Genomic DNA, 16,837 nt, shown 5'->3' on the forward strand with positions numbered 1-16,837 from the left:
CCCGACTTCATTGCTGGCCCTCGTTTAACTGCTTCCGGCGCCGATGCCAAGGCAGTCTTGCCCCGGCATGGGCCTTGTTCCCAGAAAGCAGGGCAGGAATGGGGCGCCGGCCGGGTATTGCAGGGGCAAACGGCTAGTCCGGATCGACTTCCATGGTCATCTGGTCGCCCGAAAGCAGCTTCTCGGCAACGAAAAGCGCCCGGTCCCGGTCGCCGCCCTGGTGAAGCACCTCGGTCTCCACCCGCAACAGGTATCGCGCCACCCGCTCGGCCGAGGCGCCCGCGGCGACGTCGCGCAGGATCTGGCCGATATAGGCGTCATACTCGCCCTTGGCCCTGGGCACGTTGCGGATGGAATTGGGATCCCAATAGTCGAGGAGGATCGAGCGGACATGAGCGGCGATAAGCATGGGGGCAACCTAGGGGAATTCGGTGGAGACGTCAGCCCGTCTATTCGACCTCGGCCGGCTGCTGGCGCCGACGCCCATTGGCGGCGATGCGCCCGACGAGTTCGGCAAGGTTGGTGAATTCGCTGACGGTCAGGCCGGAATTCTTGTCGCCATTGGTGAGCCGCCCGGTCGAAACCGCTGAGAAACCGAGCTTTTGCGCTTCACGCAGCCGCAGGCCCGCATGCACGACCGGCCGGATGCCACCGGCGAGCGAGACTTCCCCGAAATAGACCGAGTCGGAGGGCAGGGGCGCATCGGTGAGCGAGGAGATGAGCGCAGCGGCCACCGCGATATCGGCCGCCGGTTCGTTGATCTTGAGACCGCCGGCGACGTTGAGATAGATGTCGTTGGCGCCGATGCGGACGCCGCAGCGGGTCTCGAGCACGGCCAGAATCATCGAGAGGCGCGAGGAATCCCAGCCGACGACGGCGCGGCGCGGGGTGCCGAGCGGGGAAGGGGCGACCAGTGCCTGGATCTCGATAAGGATCGGGCGCGTGCCCTCCATGCCGGCGAACACGGCCGAACCTGCGGCGCCTTCGTCGCGCTGGTCGAGGAACAGCGCGGAAGGGTTGGCGACCTGGGCGAGGCCGAGGGTCGTCATCTCGAAGACGCCGATCTCGTCGGTGGCGCCATAGCGGTTCTTCACCCCGCGCAGGATGCGGAACGTGTGGCTGGCATCGCCCTCGAAATAGAGCACGGCATCGACCATGTGCTCGACCACGCGCGGTCCGGCAATCTGGCCGTCCTTGGTGACGTGCCCGACCAGGACCACGGCGGCGCCCGACTTCTTGGCGAAACGGGTCAGCGCCTGGGCGGAAGTGCGCACCTGGGTAACGGTACCCGGGGCGCTCTCGACCCGATCGGTCCACAGCGTCTGGATGGAATCGATGATGACCAGGTCGGGCGCTTCCCCGTGCTCGAGCGTGGCGAGGATGGTTTCGACATTGGTTTCGGCTGCCAGGTGCACGAGCTTGTCGCCAAGGCCGAGGCGCTGCGCCCGCAGGCGCACCTGGGCGATGGCCTCTTCGCCTGAGACGTAGATGACGCGCTTGCCGCCATCGCCGAGCGCGGCGGCCGCCTGGAGGAGGAGGGTGGATTTGCCGATGCCCGGATCGCCGCCGACGAGGATGGTCGAGCCCATAACGAACCCGCCGCCGGTCACCCGGTCAAGTTCGGCAATGCCGGTGACGACGCGCGCGGCGGACTCGGTTTCGCCGGCCAGGGGTACGAGCGTGGTCGGCCGGCCATTGGCCTTGGCCGATTTCGGGCCGGCACCGACCCCGCTGTCCACGAGCTCCTCGACGATCGTGTTCCATTCCCCGCAGCTCTCGCAGCGGCCGACCCATCGCGGATAGACCGAACCGCAAGCCTGGCAGATGAAGCTGGATTTGCTCTTGGCCAATCACGTGTCCTTTTGTTCGCGGGCGCCGGCGCGTTCGACGAGGCCCCGCAGGGTATTCCAGTTGCGGCCGGTCCCGGGGCCGCAGCGCTTCTCGATCAGGTTGCCGAGGCGCGAACTTTCGGAGATGCGGCCGGAATAATCGACCACCAGATGTCCGTCCACCACTGCAAAGAGCTCCGGCCCGCCATGGTCGGCCGTCCAGCCGAAATCGGGGCGGCGGTCGGCGAAGCAGAAGACCTGCATCTGGCTCGGGCGCTCGGCGGCAGCCTCGGGGAACGGATTGGCCTCGAGCACGGCGCGCAATTCGGCTGGGCGACGCACGACGGCGACATTGGACGGGCCGAGCCCGAGATCGGCCACCACGCCGTTCATCCGCTCGGAGACAGTTTCGATGCTGCCGGGACCGCTCGCGATCATGTTGCCGGTGGCGAGGTAGGTGACGGGATCCTCGAAGCCGGCCGCCGCGACGGCGTCACGCCACCGGGCCATCGACATCACCTTGTGGGTGATCGGCCCGATCGCCCGCAGCAGGATGACGTAAGTGTTCATGGCCGGCTCCCCGTATCAGGCAGCGATAACGGAGATTGCGCGGAAGGGCAAGAACGAAATGGGAACATCGGGGCGCTGAGCTAGTCGGCGTGGACAAATTTGAGCCAGTATCTGGCGGTGGCGAGATGGACCATGCCGAGGAAGCCGTTGGCAAGCTGGTCGTAGCGGGTGGCGATGGCGCGATTGATCTTGAGATGGCCGAACATACGTTCGATCCGATTGCGCTGCTTGTAGAGCGCACGATCTATACTCGATCGTCACGCGGCGGTTTGACCGGCCAAGGATGACGGCCTTGATCTTCCGTTCGGCAAGATCGGCGCGGATGGCGTCGGCATCATAGCCTTTGTCTCCAAGGAAAGCGTCGGGTGCCTGCTCAGGCAGATCGATCAAATCATCATAGGCCTTGCAATCTGCCGCCTCGCCGCCGGTCAGATGGAAGGCGACTGGTCGCCCAAGGGCATCAGCCAGACAGTGAAGCTTACTGGTGAACCCGCCCCGCGAGCGGCCAAGAGCGCGTCGATGAGTCCCCCTTTTCCGCCCGCTGCCGAGACGTGGGCGCGAACGGTGGTGCTGTCGGTGCTGTAGTGATCGCTGTCTGCCATGATCTCGGCCAACGTCACGGCAACGGCCTCCCAGACTCCGGCCTCGCTCCACCGCCGGAACGTCGATAGATCGTGTTCCAGCTACCATATTTGGGCGGGACATCGCGCCACGGAGCGCCGCAGCGCAGCCGCCAGAGAATGCCGTTGTTGATTGAACGGTTCTGCTCGGGCAGCCTACCACGACCACGGTTCTCAGGTTCGATTGGCAGCAGGCCCTTCAGAACGCGCCATTCCGCCTCGGTGAGATCGCCCCTGCTCAAGCCTGCCTCCAAAAAGCAGCCTTGAATCAACACAGCGAGACGGCGTCAATGGCCGTCGCGCAAGGTTGGCAGTGTATGCCGATCTTATGACAGCAGGCGGCCTGAGATGAGTTGCTGGACCAGACGAGCATCGTGCTCAGGGCCGGGAGATCGGTATTGCTCCTTATCCCCGCTGACCCACGCATCAGTCACCCGAACACCATTCGGTGAACCATCGAGACGGACGCCATAAATGCAGGCCCCTGTCCACGAACGATGAAAATAGAGCCAGCCATTCTCAAAAAATATGAACCACTTATCGTCCATATCCTGCGGGACGTGTCCAAGCCTGATCCTCTCGCCCTCGGCGTCAGAATACAGTAGTGCAAGGTCGATGCTATCCCGCTGCGCTGGGAGGGGGAGCGTCTTCCAAGAGGAGCGTGTGGCTGCTTGCATGCCTCATCTAACCAAGGCGATGGAAATCACACAATGAGCCATTTTCAAACTGCTGCAATTTGTCCACGCCGCCTAGTCGCCAACCCGGAGCTTCCCCGGGCGGAGAGGCGGGGCCGATTGCACTCCTCCACGCGAGTGGAGGCATCCGCGGGGCCCCGGCTATGCGGCCGGGGAAGATCGGGGTGGGTCGAGGAGCGAGGCCCCGTGAGGGGGGCTTACTCTTCTTCCGGCATGCCGACATAGTGCCGGGTGAAGCGGCCCAGTCGCAGCGAAGTCAGGATCTCGTAGCCGATGGTGCCGGCGATATCGGCCTGATCGTCCACCGTGATGCTGGGGCCGAGCACTTCCATCATCTCGCCGGGCAGCGGCAGGTCGTGGCCGAGATCGGTGATGTCGGCGACCGCCAGGTCCATCGAGATGCGCCCGATGATCGGGAGCACCTTGCCGCGATAGGCGACCTTGCCGCCGGGGCGCGAGTTGGTGCCCGAAAGGCTCCGGAAGAAGCCATCGGCGTAACCCATGCCGAGGACGGCGATGCGGCTGTCGCGATTGAGGTTGTAGGCAGCGCCGTAGCCGATGGTCTCCCCGGTCCGCGCTTCCTTGACCTGCAGGATCGGCACTTCGAGCGTCACCGCCTGCGACATCGGATTGCGTCGGCCGCTGACGGCGCGGCCGCCATAGAGGGCGATGCCCGGGCGCACCATCTGGAAATGGTAGTCGCGACCGGTCATGAGCCCGGCCGAATTGGCGAGCGAGGCCGGGACATTGGGGAACTGCGCCATCACCGACTGGAAGAGGGCAAGCTGGGTGCGATTCTTCTCGTGCGCCGGCGTATCGGCACAGGCGAGATGGCTCATGATCATCTGCGGGGCGAAGCCCAGGGAATCGATCTGGCGGCGAACGATGCTGGCCTCGTTGAGCCGGAAGCCGGTGCGGCCCATGCCGGTATCGAAATGCAGCGCAGCGGGCAGCGCTTCGTTGCGTGAGACGCAGGCGGCCAGCCATTCTTCGAGCATCGGGAGCGAACAAAGCGCCGGCATCAGGCGATGCTCGACATAGAGGCTGGCGGCGCCCGGATAGAGCCCGCCCAGCACGAAGATGTGGGCCTTGGGCAGGGTTGCGCGCAGCGCTATCGCCTCATCAACCGTGGCCGTGAAGAAGAAGCGGGCTCCAGCGGCATAGAAGGCCCGGCTCGACTGCTCGAGGCCCGTGCCATAGGCGTCCGCCTTGACGACGGCACCGGTCAGGGCGCCGGCGCTGACCTTGTCGAGCGCGCGCCAGTTGCGGGCCAGCGCCGCCAGGTCGATCGTCAGACGCCCACTGGTGACGGGGGAGGGTGGCATAGCCATGTCGTGGTCCGAACCTATTCCATGCGTTCGGGCAGATAGTCGGAGCGCGCCAGATTGCCGAAGCGCGTCAGGTTGGCTTCGAACTGGAGCTGGACCGTGCCCGTAGGTCCATGGCGCTGCTTACCAATAATCACTTCTGCGCGTCCATGCACCTGTTCCATTTCGGCCTGCCACTGGAGGTGCTCGGGAGTCCCTTCCTTGGGCTCCTTGTTCTTGAGGTAGTACTCCTCGCGATAAACGAAGAGCACCACGTCGGCGTCCTGCTCGATGGAACCGGATTCGCGAAGGTCGGCGAGCTGCGGATGCTTGTCCTCGCGCGCTTCCACCTGGCGGGAGAGCTGGGAGAGCGCGATGATCGGCGCCTCCAGTTCCTTGGCCAGGGCCTTCAGGCCCGTGGTGATTTCCGTCAGTTCCTGCACGCGGTTGTCCGAGGACTTCTTGGAACCGGAAAGGAGCTGGAGGTAATCCACGATCAGGAGGTCGAGGCCCTTCTGCCGCTTGAGGCGCCGGGCACGCGCGGCGAGCTGGCCGATGGAAATGCCGCCGGTATCGTCGATGAAAAGCGGCACCTGCGCCATCAGGTTGGACGTATCCACGAGCTTGGAGAACTGGCTCTCATGGATATTGCCGCGGCGGATATCGGAGGACGAGATCTCGGCCTGCTCGGCGAGAATACGTGTAGCCAGCTGTTCCGAGCTCATTTCGAGGCTGAAGAAGCCCACGACGCCGCCATCGACCGTCTTCATGTGGCCATCGGCCTGAACCGCCGTCTTCCAGGACTTGGCGACGTTGAAGGCGATGTTGGTGGCAAGCGAGGTCTTGCCCATGGCAGGACGCGCCGCGAGGATGATCAAGTCCGAGCGCTGCAGCCCGCCCATGAGGCGGTCGAGGTCGGTGAGGCCGGTCGCAAGGCCCGAAAGCGACCCATCGCGCCCATAGGCTTCGCCCGCCATCGAGATGGCGTCCTTGAGGGCCGCGTTGAAGGGCTGGAAGCCGCCATCGTAGCGGCCCTTTTCGGCCAGGTCGTAGAGGGCGCGTTCGGCCTCCTCGATCTGCTTTTCGGGCGTCATCTCCACGTCGGCCTCATAGGCCGTCGCGGTCATTTCCTCCCCGATGACGATGAGGTTGCGGCGCAGCGCCAGGTCATAGACGGACTGGCCATAGTCGCTGGCATTGATGACGGTCGTCGCCTCCGCGGCCAGCTTGGCCAGGTATTGCGGCATGGTGACTTCGGGCAGCAGCGTATCGGGCAGGAACGTCTTGACCGTCAGCGGGGTCGCGATCTTGCCGGCACGGATGATCTTGCCGCAGACCTCATAGATCTGGCGGTGAATCGGCTCGTAGAAATGGTCGGGCTCGAGGAAGTCCGAGACCCGATAGAAGGCTTCGTTGTTAACGAGGATAGCGCCCAGGAGCGCCTGTTCGGCCTCCACGTTGTGTGGCGCCAGGCGATACGCCTTTTCGTCCTCAGGGCGGACGAGCCGCAATTGCTGTTCTGCCATTGGTCAGTTCCCGATCCTTAAGGATTTCTTACGCTGCGCGGGGGCTCGGGCAAAGCTTGCCGAAAGAGAATCACGCGCGCTGTGGTGTGCAAGGATAGCGGGGAAAACCGAACGAGTGGTTGTTGATCTCCGCCATGTGACCGATGTGGCGGAAAATAGACTCAGCGCTCCGCCAGGAGCATGCGCGCAAAAGCCTCTCCCGCCGGGCTTTGCTGGCGCTGCCGGTGGGTAACGAGCGAGAAGGCGCGGGTCGCCAGTTCGACCGGCAGGCGCACGAGCGCCCCGGTCGCGAGCGCGGCGGCGACGGTAACCTCCGAAAGCACCGTGAGCATGCCGCTGCCGCGGACTGCGGCGATCACGGCCTCGTTCGAGGGCAGTTCGAGTGCGATGCGGATATCGCCGGACGCGAGACCCAGGCGCTGCAGCGATTCTTCCGCGACCTGACGCGTGCCCGAGCCCACTTCGCGCAGCACCCAGCGCTGGTTGCGCAGGTCCGCGAGGTCGAACCGGCGCCTGGCCAGGGGATGATCGGCCGCCGCGACCAGCGCCATGCTGTCGGTGGCGATCTCGGTGACGGCCAATTCGGCGATACGCACCGGTCCCTCGACAAGCCCGAGATCGGCCTCCCCGCTCAGGACGGCGGCGGCGACCTGGGAGGTGTTGTGTACCTCAAGCGTCAGCTCGATCAGCGGGTGGGATTCGGAGAAGCGCACCATCCGGGGCGGCAGCCAATAGCTGGCAACGGTCTGGCTGGCGCCGAGCCGCAGCGACCCGCGACGCAGGCCCGCCAGATCCTGCAACGCCTCCTGCGCGCGGGCGGCGGCGGCAAGCACTTCGCGCGCGTAGGGCAGAAGAGTGCGCCCCGCCTCGTTGAGCACCAGGCCGCGCCCGATGCGGTCGAAAAGCCGGGTGCCATGACGCTCCTCCAGCGCGGCGAGGGCGGCGCTGGCTGTCGATTGGGTCATGTGGAGGTCGGCGGCAGCACGGGTCACATGCTGCCGGTCTGCGACTGCCACGAAGATGCGCAATTGTTCGAGGGTCATAAATCAAACGAAAAAGACGATTGAAACGACGATAACAATCCATTGGACCGTTTGGAAGCGGCGAGCGAGGTTGCGGGGCGAAAGGAATACTCGCCGTGCCCGCCATCTTGAGAATGCCATTCCCCCAAACCGTGCTTCCCGGAGTTGCGCTTAGCGCGGCGGTGGCGCTGGGCGCATTCGGGATCGACCGGGCGCAGGCGGCGCTCCTGGGGCGCAACTGGTTCGATACGCTCGTGGTGGCGATTCTCGCAGGTAGCCTCATTCGCACCCTCTGGCGTCCGCCCGAGCGCTATGGGGCAGGGCTGACATTTTCGGCCAAGACACTGCTCGAAATCGGGGTGGTGCTGCTGGGCGCCACGACGAGCGCGACGGCGATCTACGCGGCTGGCCTGCCTATGTTGCTGGCCATCGTTACGGTCGTGGCCATCAGCATTCCCGCGAGCTATGCCCTTGGCCGGCTCCTGGGCCTTGAGCCGAAGCTGGCCACGCTCATTGCCTGCGGCAATTCGATCTGCGGGAATTCCGCAATCGCCGCGGTGGCGCCGGTAATCGGTGCCAAGGGCGAGGACGTGGCGGCTTCGGTAGGGTTCACCGCGGTGCTGGGAATACTGACGGTGCTGCTGCTGCCGGTGCTGGCGGCGGCGATGGGCTTTTCCGACGCGCGCTTCGGCATCCTTGCGGGTTTGACCGTCTACGCCGTGCCGCAGGTCGTGGCCGCCACGTCGGCCGCGAGCCTGGTGGCGCTTCACACGGGCACCATCGTCAAGCTCACGCGCGTGCTCATGCTCGGGCCGGTCTGCGTGCTCGCGGCGCTGGTCAATCGGGGCGGTGCAGGCAAGGGGCCGAGGCTGGGCGAGATGGTGCCCTGGTTCATCGTCGGCTTCGTCGGCCTGATGGCGGCCCGCACTGCGGGTATCGTGCCCGACGGAGCCTCCGAGGCGAGCGCCGTGGGCGCGCATGCCCTCACGGCGGTCTCGATGGCGGCGCTGGGGCTCGGGGTGGACCTGCGGGCCCTGCGAAAGGCCGGCGGTCCGGCTAGCCTGGCAGCGGGAGGCTCGCTGCTGCTCCTCGCAGGCCTCGCGATCGTGGCCATACTCCTGGTCGGCTGACTACTTGGTTTGCGCCGCCAGGACGCGATTGCCGAACCAGGCGCCGATGATGACGAGCACCACGGCAAGGCCCAGGCCGATAAAGACGATGGGGCTGGTAAAATCACCCCGGAACACCGCACGCAACGCGTCCACGATGTGCTTGAACGGATTGAAATCCGAGAGCACCTGGAGCCAGCGCGGCGCCAGCGTCATCGGCAGGAGAATGCCCGAGAGCAGCAGGATGGGCAGCGCCAGCGCGTTGACCAGCGGCGCCAGCGCATCCTCGCTCTTGGTCGCCATGCCGATGGCATTGGAGATGAAACTGAAGGCTGCTCCGAGGAGGGCGATGAGCACGAGGCCGATCACCAGTGCCGCGGGCGGCACGCGCAGGCCGAAGAAATAGGCAGCGGCCACGAGGACGATGGCCTGCACGACGATCACCACGACATCGCGCAACGTGCGCCCGGCGATGAGGGCGGTGCGCGGAGCAGGCGTCACCATCTGCCGGTCGATCACGCCCGACCGCCACTCGGCGATGATCCCGAAGCCGACGAAGAGGCCGCCGAAGATCCCGAGCTGCACGAGCAGGCCGGGGACGAAGACCTGCCAGGCGTCGCCTTCAAAACCCGAATTCGCGGCGACGGTCTGCAGGAGCGGACCGAACAGGGTCAGGTAGAGGATGGGCTGCATCAGCCCGATCAGCACCCAGAGCGGCTGGCGTACGGACAGCAGCATGGCGCGCGAGAAGATGATCCAGGTGTCGCGAAGGAAAGTCATTGGTCCTGCCCCAGGTTCGCCAGTTCCTCGTCCGCAAGCGGCTCGAGTTCGGGATGTTCCTGGAAGATCGGCACGAGCACTTCGCAGGAGAGATTTTCGAGCGCCGCCGAAACCTTGCGCCCATACTCGGCGAAATCGGCGTCCGAGCACTTGCCCTTGAGTTCAAGCCAGGAGCGGTCGAGGTCGTTCATGACCTGGGCCATGGTGCGCACGATCGTCTGGCTTTGTTGTCGCGTGAGCGTCATTTCATCTTGTCCCGGTCGCGTGGCGACCTTCATTTCATCTAGTCGCGGAGCGACCTTCCGGTGAGGGTTAGGAACACATCGTCGAGCGTGGGCCGGTTAACCTCGACCCCGATGGCTTCGATGCCGGCCTTGACCAGGTCCGAGAGGACATGGGGCAGGGCGGAAGCGCCGTCCGGTACGTGAAAGCGCACCACATTGGCTTCGACCGAAGGCGTATCGGCGCCGTTCGCCCTGGCGGCAATGGCGGCGGACTGCGCCGCGTCTTCCTCTGTACGCAGCGTCAGGGTGATGGTGTCGCCCGAAACCCGCTTCTTGAGTTCGGCCGGCGTGCCTTCGGCAACGATCTGGCCCTGGTCGATGATCAGGATGCGGTCGGAAAGGGAATCAGCCTCGTCCATGTAGTGGGTGGTGAGGAAAACCGTGGTGCCCAGATCGTCGCGCAGTTTGCGGATGTGGGTCCACAGGTTCGCCCGGCTCTGCGGATCGAGACCGGTCGAGGGTTCGTCCAGGAACACCAGCACGGGCTGGTGGATCAGCCCCATCACGATGTCGAGCCGCCGCCGCTGCCCGCCGGAGAGGGATCCGCAATTGCGCTCCCAGATGTCGGCGAGGTCAAGAGCGGCGAGAAGTTCCTGGGCGCGCTGGCGCGAGACACTGGGCTCGATCCCGTAGAGGCGGGCGTGGGACACGATCTCCTCGCCGACGCGGGCCTCCGGCGAGGTCGAGCCGGCCTGGCTCACATAGCCGATCTTGCGGCGCACGCCGACAGGATCGGTGCGCAGGTCGCTGCCGGCAACCACGGCACTGCCGCCAGTCGGCTCGAGCAGGGTGGTCAGCATCTTGAGAGTCGTGGTCTTGCCGGCGCCGTTCGGGCCGAGGAACCCGACGATCTCGCCCTTGCGCACCGTCAGGTCCACGCCGCGCACCGCTTCGACCAGGGTCTTGCGTGCCTTGTAGGTGCGCTTGAGGCCCTTGGCTTCGATTATGGTCTCACCCGCAGCCGCGACAGTCATCTGGACCTCGTGAAAATCTTATTGTATAATTATCTTATGAATAAAGATATCAAAGAGTCAAGAGATATCCCGTTGTCCGCCTATGACCGGCTGGCCGGTGCAATGCGGGCCAACCAGGCGGCGGCGGACATTTTCGACGAGGCCCTGAGCCAGTTTTTGGGAATCAACAGAACCGACGGACGTTGCGTGGACATTATCGACCGGTTCGGCCGCATCACCGCCGGCCAGCTCGCCACCGAGAGCGGGCTGACCACCGGGGCGGTGACGGTGGTCATCGATCGCCTGGAAAATGCCGGCTACGTCCAGCGCTCACGCGACGGGGACGACCGGCGCAAGGTCTGGATCGAAACCACCGACGCCACCAAGGCCATAGTCGAGCGCATTTTCGGGCACTACGAGACGCTGGGCCCGCAGATGCTGGCCAATTTCGAGCCCGACCAGGTCGCTGCGATCGTGCGGTTCCTCGAGGCGGGGGCGCTGGTGCAGCGGCACATGGCCGATATCCTCAAGCAGCACATCGATCCGCGCGGCAACGACCTCAAGCACCGCCTCATCCAGGCGCGCGCCTTCGAGCGCGCCGCGCTGAGCAGCGCGGACGAGCTCGTCGAGGCAGTGGAGGGATTGCCGGGCTTGAGTGGCGAGTGACTACTCGGCCGCTTCGGCCTGCTGCTCGTGGCCTTCAAGGTTCCCCATCGCAGCCACGATATGCGTCGCCAGGGCGTCGTAGATGCCGCCATAGGCGTGGCTGGCGCGCATGATGGCGATCTGCGCATCCTGAAGACGGGGCAGGCCCTTCTCCTCGGAGATGACACGCATGCCCGGCTGCAGGGCGCTCTCGGGGAGGAAGCCCACCGCGAGGTCGGCCAGCACGGCGCTGGCGATGGCCGTGGCATTGGAGGACGTATAGGCGACCCGGTAGTCGCGATTGGCCCGGTTGAGCACATCGGTGGCATTGCCGCGCCAGCAGCACGAGGGGCCGCCGCACGCCAGGGGCAGGGGATCGGTCGCCAGGGCGCGCCCGCCATGGGAGGCGACCCAGAACATCCGCTCGGTGCGGAAGAGTTCGCCGAATTCCTGGTGCGTGCCCTGGGTGAAGACGATCAGGTCGTAGCGCCCGCGCGTCATGCCATCGAGAAGCTCCTCGGACGGCTGGCAGCTCACTTCCACCATGATGCGCGGATGGGTGCGCTGGAACCCTGACAGGATCACCGGCAGCAGCCGAACCGCATAGTCGTCCGGGACGCCGAAGCGGATAGACCCCGCCAGGTCCTCGTCCGAGAACAGATCGACGATCTCGGCATTGAGCCGCAGCATGCGGCGGGCCCGCGAATAGAGCGCTTCGCCCTCGTTGGTGAGGACCACCGTGCGCCCATCGCGCAGGAAGAGCTCCTGCCCAAGACGCTCCTCGAGCCGCTTTATCTGCATGGAAACGGCCGATTGCGTCTTGTGCACGCGCCGGGCCGCCTCGGTGAACGAGCCGCAGTCGGCAATGGCGCAAAACGTCTGGAGCTGGTCGAGATCGAGTGGTGAAGACATCTTCGGGTCCATCACTGGAATTGATGCGTGGGATGAAATGTATTTGTTGGACGAATGGAAGTCCAGAGCGTAATCCGGTCAGCATCGGTGGCGCAGAGCCGCCGCCGCCCCCCTCCCGCTCCTCCCCCTGCGGGACCTTTGAAAGATCTGGAGAAGTCCAATGGCCTACTTGCTGTCAGGCGAGCGGTCGTCCGCGACCGCAGTTATCAAGAGCCCGCTCGTGGGCCTCGTGCGCTGGTTTGAAAAAAGCCGCAAAGCGCGCGCACAAAAACTGGCGCTCGCGAGTCTTCTCGAGCTTGAAGATTTCCGTCTGGATGACCTGGGCATCTCCCGCCAGGACATTCTGGACGCAGTTGAAAATCCCGATCGCAATGTCGGCGCGCACCTCGCCGCGCGGCGTTCCCGTCGGGCACGCTCTTGGTTTCGGTACTAACGCGCCGGAACCAATCTCCCGGGTCGATTTTGCCGTCGGCCCAGTTTCCTGACCCTGCCGGGCTCTTTTCTCCTCCCGAGACAAAGACGCCCGGCTTTTTTTCGTCCCGCGTTGACGCCTGGCCTATATATCGATAGTTCTCGATATATGGAAACGCAGAACGCCGTAGAATCGCTCTCCGCCCTGGCCCAGCCCACACGCCTGGAGGTCTTTCGCCTTCTCGCGAGCAAAGGAGAGGAGGGGATAGCCGCCGGACAATTGGCCGATGCCCTCGGCGTGCCGCAGAACACCATGTCGTCCCACCTGGCTACGCTGGCGCGGGCAGGGCTGGTGAACGGCGAACGGCAGAGCCGCTCGATCATCTACCGCGCCGACCTCGCGGCCTTCCGTGAGCTGATGCTGTTCATGCTCAGCGACTGCTGCAACGGCCACCCGGAAGTCTGCGCGCCTGTGCTCGACCAGCTCAATGCCACCTGTCGCCCCGGCAGCGACTGCTGCTGACCAAGAGGAAGGGATAATGAACCGCTTCGAACGCTACCTGACCCTGTGGGTTGCCCTTTGCATCGTGGCCGGCGTCGCGCTGGGGCACGTCTTTCCGCAAGCTTTTGCGGCGTTAGCCGGCCTGGAGGTCGCCAACGTCAACATACCGGTGGCGGTCCTGATCTGGCTCATGATCGTTCCGATGCTGATGCGCATCGATTTCTCCGCCATGCGCAGTGTCGGCGCCCATTGGCGCGGCATCGGGGTGACGCTCTTCGTGAACTGGGCGGTCAAGCCGTTCTCGATGGCGTTCCTGGGCTGGCTGTTCCTTGCTGTGCTTTTTCGCCCGTGGCTGCCCGCGGACCAGATCGAATCCTATATCGCGGGCCTCATCATCCTCGCGGCAGCTCCGTGTACGGCCATGGTCTTCGTCTGGTCCAACCTCACGCGCGGCGAACCACACTTCACGCTCTCCCAGGTTGCCCTCAACGACGCCATCATGATCGTGGCCTTCGCCCCGATCGTCGGCATGCTGCTGGGCCTTTCCGCGATCACCGTGCCGTGGGACACCCTAGCGCTGTCGGTAGGGCTCTATATCGTCGTGCCGGTGCTGGTCGCCCAGGTCCTTCGCCGCCTGATCCTGTCGTCCGGCGGAGAGAAAGCGCTCGCGGGGACGCTGGCGCGTCTGCAGCCGGTCGGGCTGACCGCGCTGCTCCTCACCCTGGTGATGCTCTTCGGCTTCCAGGGTGAGCAGATCCTCGGCCAACCGCTGGTGATCGCTCTCATAGCCGTGCCGATCCTGATCCAGGTCTATTTCAATGCAGGCCTTGCCTATGTGCTCAACCGCGTCTCAGGCGAACAGCACTGCGTAGCAGCTCCCTCGGCGTTGATCGGGGCCAGCAACTTCTTCGAGCTGGCCGTGGCGGCCGCGATCAGCCTTTTCGGCATCAATTCCGGCGCGGCCCTGGCGACGGTGGTCGGCGTGCTCATCGAGGTGCCGGTCATGCTCTCGGTGGTCTGGATCGTCAACCGTTCCAAGGGCTGGTACGAGGCCGGCCTGCCGGCCCCCTCCAACAACGAGGCTAACCCATGACCATCACGATCTACCACAACCCCGCCTGCGGCACCTCGCGCAACACGCTGGCCATGATCCGCCAGAGCGGGGAGGAGTCGGAGGTCATCGAGTACCTCAAGACGCCACCCACGCGCGATCGGCTGGTCGAACTGCTCGCGGCGATGGGGATCACGGCGCGCGACCTGCTGCGCAAGAAGGACACGCCCTACGAGGCCCTGGGCCTGGGCGACGACCGCTGGAGCGAGGACGAACTCGTCGATTTCATGATGGACCACCCGATCCTCATCAATCGTCCCATCGTCGTTACCGACAAGGGTACGCGGCTCTGCCGGCCCTCCGAGGCGGTGCTCGAGATCCTGCCCAATCCCCATATCGGGCGCTTCGTCAAGGAAGACGGGGAAGTGATCGAGGCCCCCTAGAAACAACAAAGGCCGGGGCGATGCCCCGGCCTTCTCAAACTTTGCGGGAAAGCGAGCCTTAAGCCTGGTTGGCTTCGGCTTCTTCTTCGGCGGCTTCGTCGCCGGCGACTTCTTCCTGCTCTTCTTCGGCGGCAACTTCGTCGTCGTTGTCATCGCCGTAGTCGTAGACGGTCATGTCTTCGCCCTTGGCCTGGCGCTGGGCTTCGTCTTCCGAACGGGCCACGTTGACCGAGATGTTGACTTCCACTTCGGCGTGCAGGTGCAACGCCACGGTGTGCAGACCAACGGTCTTGATCGGGTTGGCCAGATCGACCTGCGAACGGGCAACCGTGAAGCCGTCGTTGTTGAGGGCGTCGGCGACGTCGCGCGAGGAGACCGAACCATAGAGCTGGCCGGTTTCGCCGGCCTGGCGGATGATGGTCACGACATGGCCGTTCAGGCCCGACGCGATGCCGGCAGCGGCTTCGCGACGCTCGGCATTGCGCTTTTCGATATTGGCGCGTTCCGAGGCGAACTTGGCGCGGTTGGCTTCCGTGGCGCGCAGGGCCTTGCCCTGGGGCAGCAGGAAGTTACGGGCGAAGCCGTCCTTGACGGTGACTTCGTCGCCGATGTGGCCGGTGCGGCCAACGCGCTCGAGGAGAATGACTTTCATGGAAGAATTCCTTTTGGCTGTCCCGCCTCAGAGGCGGTTAGGAGCCGCAGACCATCCGCGACCCCAGCGAGTGCCCTTTGCGTCCAGCTTACTGGACGGCGTAGGGCATGATGCCGATGAAGCGGGCGCGCTTGATGGCACGGGCCAGTTCGCGCTGCTTCTTGGCGGAAACCGCAGTGATGCGGCTCGGGACGATCTTGCCGCGCTCGGACACGTAGCGCGAGAGCAGGCGAACGTCCTTGTAGTCGATCTTGGGAGCGTTCGGGCCCGAGAACGGGCAGGTCTTGCGCCGACGCTGGAACGGACGACGGGCCTGGGTGGTGGTCAGATCACGAATTGCCATGGCTCAGAATCCTTTCCGATTAAGCACGACGGGGCGGGCGACGATCGCCCGAGGGGCCGCCGAAACGGTCGCCGCGGTCGCCACGATCAGAGCGCTCGTCGCGCTTCTGCATCATGGCCGACGGGCCTTCTTCGAGTTCATCGACGCGCACGGTCATGTAGCGCAGGATGTCTTCGTTGATGCTCATCTGGCGTTCCATCTCGGCAACGGCCGAGCTCGGAGCGTCGATGTTGAGCAGGGTGTAATGAGCCTTGCGGTTCTTCTTGATGCGGTACGAGAGCGACTTGAGGCCCCAGTACTCGTTCTTGGTGACCTTGCCGCCGCCGGCGGTGAGAACTTCCGTAAGGTTGTTCACCAGGTCTTCGACCTGCTGGGCGGACACGTCCTGCCGAGCAAGGAAAATGTGTTCATAGAGGGCCATGAGGCGCCTTTCTAAACTAGAGTTACAACTCGCATCGCTGGCGCGGAGCCCCTTTGAAGCCAATAGAAAGGCGTCAAAGCTGTCTTCTAAAGAGCGGGAACACGGGAGGCCGGGGCACGTGCCCCTATCGGAATAACCGACCCTCCGTTCAGCCCCCGGCCGAACGAATGCGTGCGCTAGATAGAGCGGAAGGGCCCGAAAGGCAAGGGATTTGTCGCCTCGCGCGTGCGCGGCGGGTTTTCCGATATACCAACCTGGTCGCCTGTCTGTGCATAGACGCATTCTCGCCCCAGGGCGAACACAACTTCGCCGCGTTGTCTGGTTCTACGCCAAATCCCCTTCTCATTGAAATTACGAGAGATTTTGCGGTGAATACCAAACTCCTCCTACCGGTTGCCCTCGTTTCTGCCCTGGCGCTCGCCGCCTGCGACAACAAGCCTGCCGCTCCCGCCGCCGAGACGGAGACCTCGACCCCGGCCGCAGCTCCTGCCGAGCCGGCCGCTCCTGCCGCCGAGACCGCGCCCGCCGCGGCGCCTGCGCAAACCCCGGCTGCCACCCCGATGACGCCCGAATCCGCCATGCAGGCCATCCAGCAGCAGGCCGCCAGCATGACGCCCGAGCAGAAGCAGCAGGCCGTCGCCGCCGCCCGCAAGGCCGCCGAGGATTCCGCGCGCGCCCAGGGGCTGACCGAAGACCAGATCAAGCAGGCCGGCGACATGGCCGAACAGGCGATCAAGCAGACGCTCGGCGTCCAGTAAGGGA

20 protein-coding genes and 1 pseudogene are annotated in these 16,837 nt (G+C 64.8%); 7 read left to right on the forward strand and 14 right to left on the reverse strand.

Translation table 11 applies throughout. From position 1 onward, the window contains the following. Positions 1 to 133: 133 nt before the first annotated feature. The 7 genes and pseudogenes from FNA67_RS08585 to FNA67_RS08620 form a co-directional block, all read right to left on the reverse strand. The gene (locus tag FNA67_RS08585; protein ID WP_147655757.1) at positions 134 to 409 is read right to left on the reverse strand and encodes a hypothetical protein; all 276 of its coding nucleotides are present in this window, start codon (positions 407 to 409) and stop codon (positions 134 to 136) included. Between the two features lie 40 nt (positions 410 to 449). Beyond that, on the reverse strand, positions 450 to 1,850 hold the full coding sequence (radA, locus tag FNA67_RS08590) for a DNA repair protein RadA (RefSeq protein WP_049704802.1): 1,401 nt from the start codon (positions 1,848 to 1,850) through the stop codon (positions 450 to 452). After that, positions 1,851 to 2,399 (reverse strand): DUF1697 domain-containing protein, encoded by a 549-nt coding sequence (locus FNA67_RS08595; RefSeq protein ID WP_049704803.1) that lies wholly within the window; start codon positions 2,397 to 2,399, stop codon positions 1,851 to 1,853. A gap of 80 nt (positions 2,400 to 2,479) precedes the next feature. After that, a pseudogene (locus FNA67_RS22505) lies at positions 2,480 to 3,261 on the reverse strand (IS5 family transposase). Positions 3,262 to 3,911: 650 nt separating this feature from the next. Then, positions 3,912 to 5,045, reverse strand: coding sequence for an alanine racemase (alr, locus tag FNA67_RS08610; RefSeq protein ID WP_147655759.1), 1,134 nt, complete (start codon positions 5,043 to 5,045; stop codon positions 3,912 to 3,914). Between the two features lie 14 nt (positions 5,046 to 5,059). Continuing rightward, positions 5,060 to 6,547: a replicative DNA helicase gene (locus FNA67_RS08615; RefSeq protein ID WP_049704805.1), complete on the reverse strand. Its 1,488-nt coding sequence runs from the start codon at positions 6,545 to 6,547 to the stop codon at positions 5,060 to 5,062. Between the two features lie 161 nt (positions 6,548 to 6,708). Further along, the gene (locus tag FNA67_RS08620; RefSeq protein WP_049704806.1) at positions 6,709 to 7,590 is read right to left on the reverse strand and encodes a LysR family transcriptional regulator; all 882 of its coding nucleotides are present in this window, start codon (positions 7,588 to 7,590) and stop codon (positions 6,709 to 6,711) included. 113 nt (positions 7,591 to 7,703) lie between these two features. Here FNA67_RS08620 and FNA67_RS08625 point away from each other — a divergent pair, with 113 nt between their 5' ends. Beyond that, positions 7,704 to 8,699 carry a YeiH family protein gene (locus FNA67_RS08625; protein WP_147655760.1) on the forward strand — a complete coding sequence of 332 codons (996 nt, stop codon included), beginning with the start codon at positions 7,704 to 7,706 and terminating at the stop codon, positions 8,697 to 8,699. Here the strand turns inward: FNA67_RS08625 and FNA67_RS08630 are convergent, their stop codons facing one another. Genes FNA67_RS08630 through FNA67_RS08640 form a run of 3 tightly spaced genes read right to left on the reverse strand, consistent with a single transcriptional unit; the run spans position 8,700 to position 10,716 of the window. Further along, positions 8,700 to 9,458 (reverse strand): ABC transporter permease, encoded by a 759-nt coding sequence (locus tag FNA67_RS08630; protein ID WP_147655761.1) that lies wholly within the window; start codon positions 9,456 to 9,458, stop codon positions 8,700 to 8,702. After that, positions 9,455 to 9,703: a hypothetical protein gene (locus FNA67_RS08635; protein ID WP_049704809.1), complete on the reverse strand. Its 249-nt coding sequence runs from the start codon at positions 9,701 to 9,703 to the stop codon at positions 9,455 to 9,457. The genes FNA67_RS08630 and FNA67_RS08635 overlap by 4 nt, the downstream gene beginning before the upstream one ends. A 38-nt stretch (positions 9,704 to 9,741) precedes the next feature. After that, on the reverse strand, positions 9,742 to 10,716 hold the full coding sequence (locus FNA67_RS08640) for an ATP-binding cassette domain-containing protein (protein ID WP_210246447.1): 975 nt from the start codon (positions 10,714 to 10,716) through the stop codon (positions 9,742 to 9,744). Between the two features lie 72 nt (positions 10,717 to 10,788). Between FNA67_RS08640 and FNA67_RS08645 the strand changes: the two genes are divergently transcribed. Continuing rightward, complete coding sequence (locus FNA67_RS08645) at positions 10,789 to 11,361, forward strand: MarR family winged helix-turn-helix transcriptional regulator (protein ID WP_049704810.1); 573 nt, start codon at positions 10,789 to 10,791, stop codon at positions 11,359 to 11,361. Here the strand turns inward: FNA67_RS08645 and FNA67_RS08650 are convergent, their stop codons facing one another. Next, positions 11,362 to 12,252 (reverse strand): LysR family transcriptional regulator, encoded by an 891-nt coding sequence (locus tag FNA67_RS08650; RefSeq protein ID WP_049704811.1) that lies wholly within the window; start codon positions 12,250 to 12,252, stop codon positions 11,362 to 11,364. 160 nt (positions 12,253 to 12,412) lie between these two features. On the opposite strand from FNA67_RS08650, the gene FNA67_RS08655 reads away from it, so the two are divergent. The 4 genes from FNA67_RS08655 (at position 12,413) to arsC (ending at position 14,659) form a co-directional block, all read left to right on the forward strand. Further along, positions 12,413 to 12,685 carry a DUF1127 domain-containing protein gene (locus FNA67_RS08655; RefSeq protein ID WP_147655762.1) on the forward strand — a complete coding sequence of 91 codons (273 nt, stop codon included), beginning with the start codon at positions 12,413 to 12,415 and terminating at the stop codon, positions 12,683 to 12,685. A gap of 147 nt (positions 12,686 to 12,832) precedes the next feature. Further along, on the forward strand, positions 12,833 to 13,186 hold the full coding sequence (locus tag FNA67_RS08660) for an ArsR/SmtB family transcription factor (RefSeq protein WP_147655763.1): 354 nt from the start codon (positions 12,833 to 12,835) through the stop codon (positions 13,184 to 13,186). 16 nt (positions 13,187 to 13,202) lie between these two features. Next, positions 13,203 to 14,258, forward strand: coding sequence for an ACR3 family arsenite efflux transporter (gene arsB, locus FNA67_RS08665; RefSeq protein WP_147655764.1), 1,056 nt, complete (start codon positions 13,203 to 13,205; stop codon positions 14,256 to 14,258). Beyond that, on the forward strand, positions 14,255 to 14,659 hold the full coding sequence (gene arsC / locus FNA67_RS08670) for an arsenate reductase (glutaredoxin) (RefSeq protein WP_147655765.1): 405 nt from the start codon (positions 14,255 to 14,257) through the stop codon (positions 14,657 to 14,659). Before arsB ends, arsC begins: the two co-directional genes overlap by 4 nt. A gap of 58 nt (positions 14,660 to 14,717) precedes the next feature. Here the strand turns inward: arsC and rplI are convergent, their stop codons facing one another. From rplI to rpsF, 3 genes are all read right to left on the reverse strand, one after another. Continuing rightward, positions 14,718 to 15,311 carry a 50S ribosomal protein L9 gene (gene rplI, locus FNA67_RS08675; protein ID WP_147655766.1) on the reverse strand — a complete coding sequence of 198 codons (594 nt, stop codon included), beginning with the start codon at positions 15,309 to 15,311 and terminating at the stop codon, positions 14,718 to 14,720. 88 nt (positions 15,312 to 15,399) lie between these two features. After that, positions 15,400 to 15,654, reverse strand: coding sequence for a 30S ribosomal protein S18 (gene rpsR, locus FNA67_RS08680; protein WP_035034390.1), 255 nt, complete (start codon positions 15,652 to 15,654; stop codon positions 15,400 to 15,402). A 19-nt stretch (positions 15,655 to 15,673) separates the two neighbouring features. Beyond that, positions 15,674 to 16,075 carry a 30S ribosomal protein S6 gene (rpsF, locus tag FNA67_RS08685; RefSeq protein ID WP_049704817.1) on the reverse strand — a complete coding sequence of 134 codons (402 nt, stop codon included), beginning with the start codon at positions 16,073 to 16,075 and terminating at the stop codon, positions 15,674 to 15,676. A gap of 368 nt (positions 16,076 to 16,443) precedes the next feature. Between rpsF and FNA67_RS22075 the strand changes: the two genes are divergently transcribed. Then, positions 16,444 to 16,833, forward strand: coding sequence for a hypothetical protein (locus tag FNA67_RS22075; RefSeq protein WP_188569609.1), 390 nt, complete (start codon positions 16,444 to 16,446; stop codon positions 16,831 to 16,833). The last annotated feature ends 4 nt before the right edge of the window (positions 16,834 to 16,837 follow it).

It is taken from the genome of Youhaiella tibetensis, assembly GCF_008000755.1.
Taxonomy (GTDB): domain Bacteria; phylum Pseudomonadota; class Alphaproteobacteria; order Rhizobiales; family Devosiaceae; genus Paradevosia; species Paradevosia tibetensis.

Coding starts and splice junctions, on each gene's coding strand:
- FNA67_RS08585 (WP_147655757.1), bottom strand. CDS start 409: ATGCTTATCGCCGCTCATGTCCGCTCGATCCTCCTCGACTATTGGGAT.
- FNA67_RS08595 (WP_049704803.1), bottom strand. CDS start 2,399: ATGAACACTTACGTCATCCTGCTGCGGGCGATCGGGCCGATCACCCAC.
- alr (WP_147655759.1), bottom strand. CDS start 5,045: ATGGCTATGCCACCCTCCCCCGTCACCAGTGGGCGTCTGACGATCGAC.
- FNA67_RS08615 (WP_049704805.1), bottom strand. CDS start 6,547: ATGGCAGAACAGCAATTGCGGCTCGTCCGCCCTGAGGACGAAAAGGCG.
- FNA67_RS08620 (WP_049704806.1), bottom strand. CDS start 7,590: ATGACCCTCGAACAATTGCGCATCTTCGTGGCAGTCGCAGACCGGCAG.
- FNA67_RS08625 (WP_147655760.1), top strand. CDS start 7,704: ATGCCATTCCCCCAAACCGTGCTTCCCGGAGTTGCGCTTAGCGCGGCG.
- FNA67_RS08630 (WP_147655761.1), bottom strand. CDS start 9,458: ATGACTTTCCTTCGCGACACCTGGATCATCTTCTCGCGCGCCATGCTG.
- FNA67_RS08635 (WP_049704809.1), bottom strand. CDS start 9,703: ATGACGCTCACGCGACAACAAAGCCAGACGATCGTGCGCACCATGGCC.
- FNA67_RS08640 (WP_210246447.1), bottom strand. CDS start 10,716: ATGACTGTCGCGGCTGCGGGTGAGACCATAATCGAAGCCAAGGGCCTC.
- FNA67_RS08650 (WP_049704811.1), bottom strand. CDS start 12,252: ATGTCTTCACCACTCGATCTCGACCAGCTCCAGACGTTTTGCGCCATT.
- FNA67_RS08655 (WP_147655762.1), top strand. CDS start 12,413: ATGGCCTACTTGCTGTCAGGCGAGCGGTCGTCCGCGACCGCAGTTATC.
- FNA67_RS08660 (WP_147655763.1), top strand. CDS start 12,833: ATGGAAACGCAGAACGCCGTAGAATCGCTCTCCGCCCTGGCCCAGCCC.
- arsB (WP_147655764.1), top strand. CDS start 13,203: ATGAACCGCTTCGAACGCTACCTGACCCTGTGGGTTGCCCTTTGCATC.
- arsC (WP_147655765.1), top strand. CDS start 14,255: ATGACCATCACGATCTACCACAACCCCGCCTGCGGCACCTCGCGCAAC.
- rplI (WP_147655766.1), bottom strand. CDS start 15,311: ATGAAAGTCATTCTCCTCGAGCGCGTTGGCCGCACCGGCCACATCGGC.
- rpsR (WP_035034390.1), bottom strand. CDS start 15,654: ATGGCAATTCGTGATCTGACCACCACCCAGGCCCGTCGTCCGTTCCAG.
- rpsF (WP_049704817.1), bottom strand. CDS start 16,075: ATGGCCCTCTATGAACACATTTTCCTTGCTCGGCAGGACGTGTCCGCC.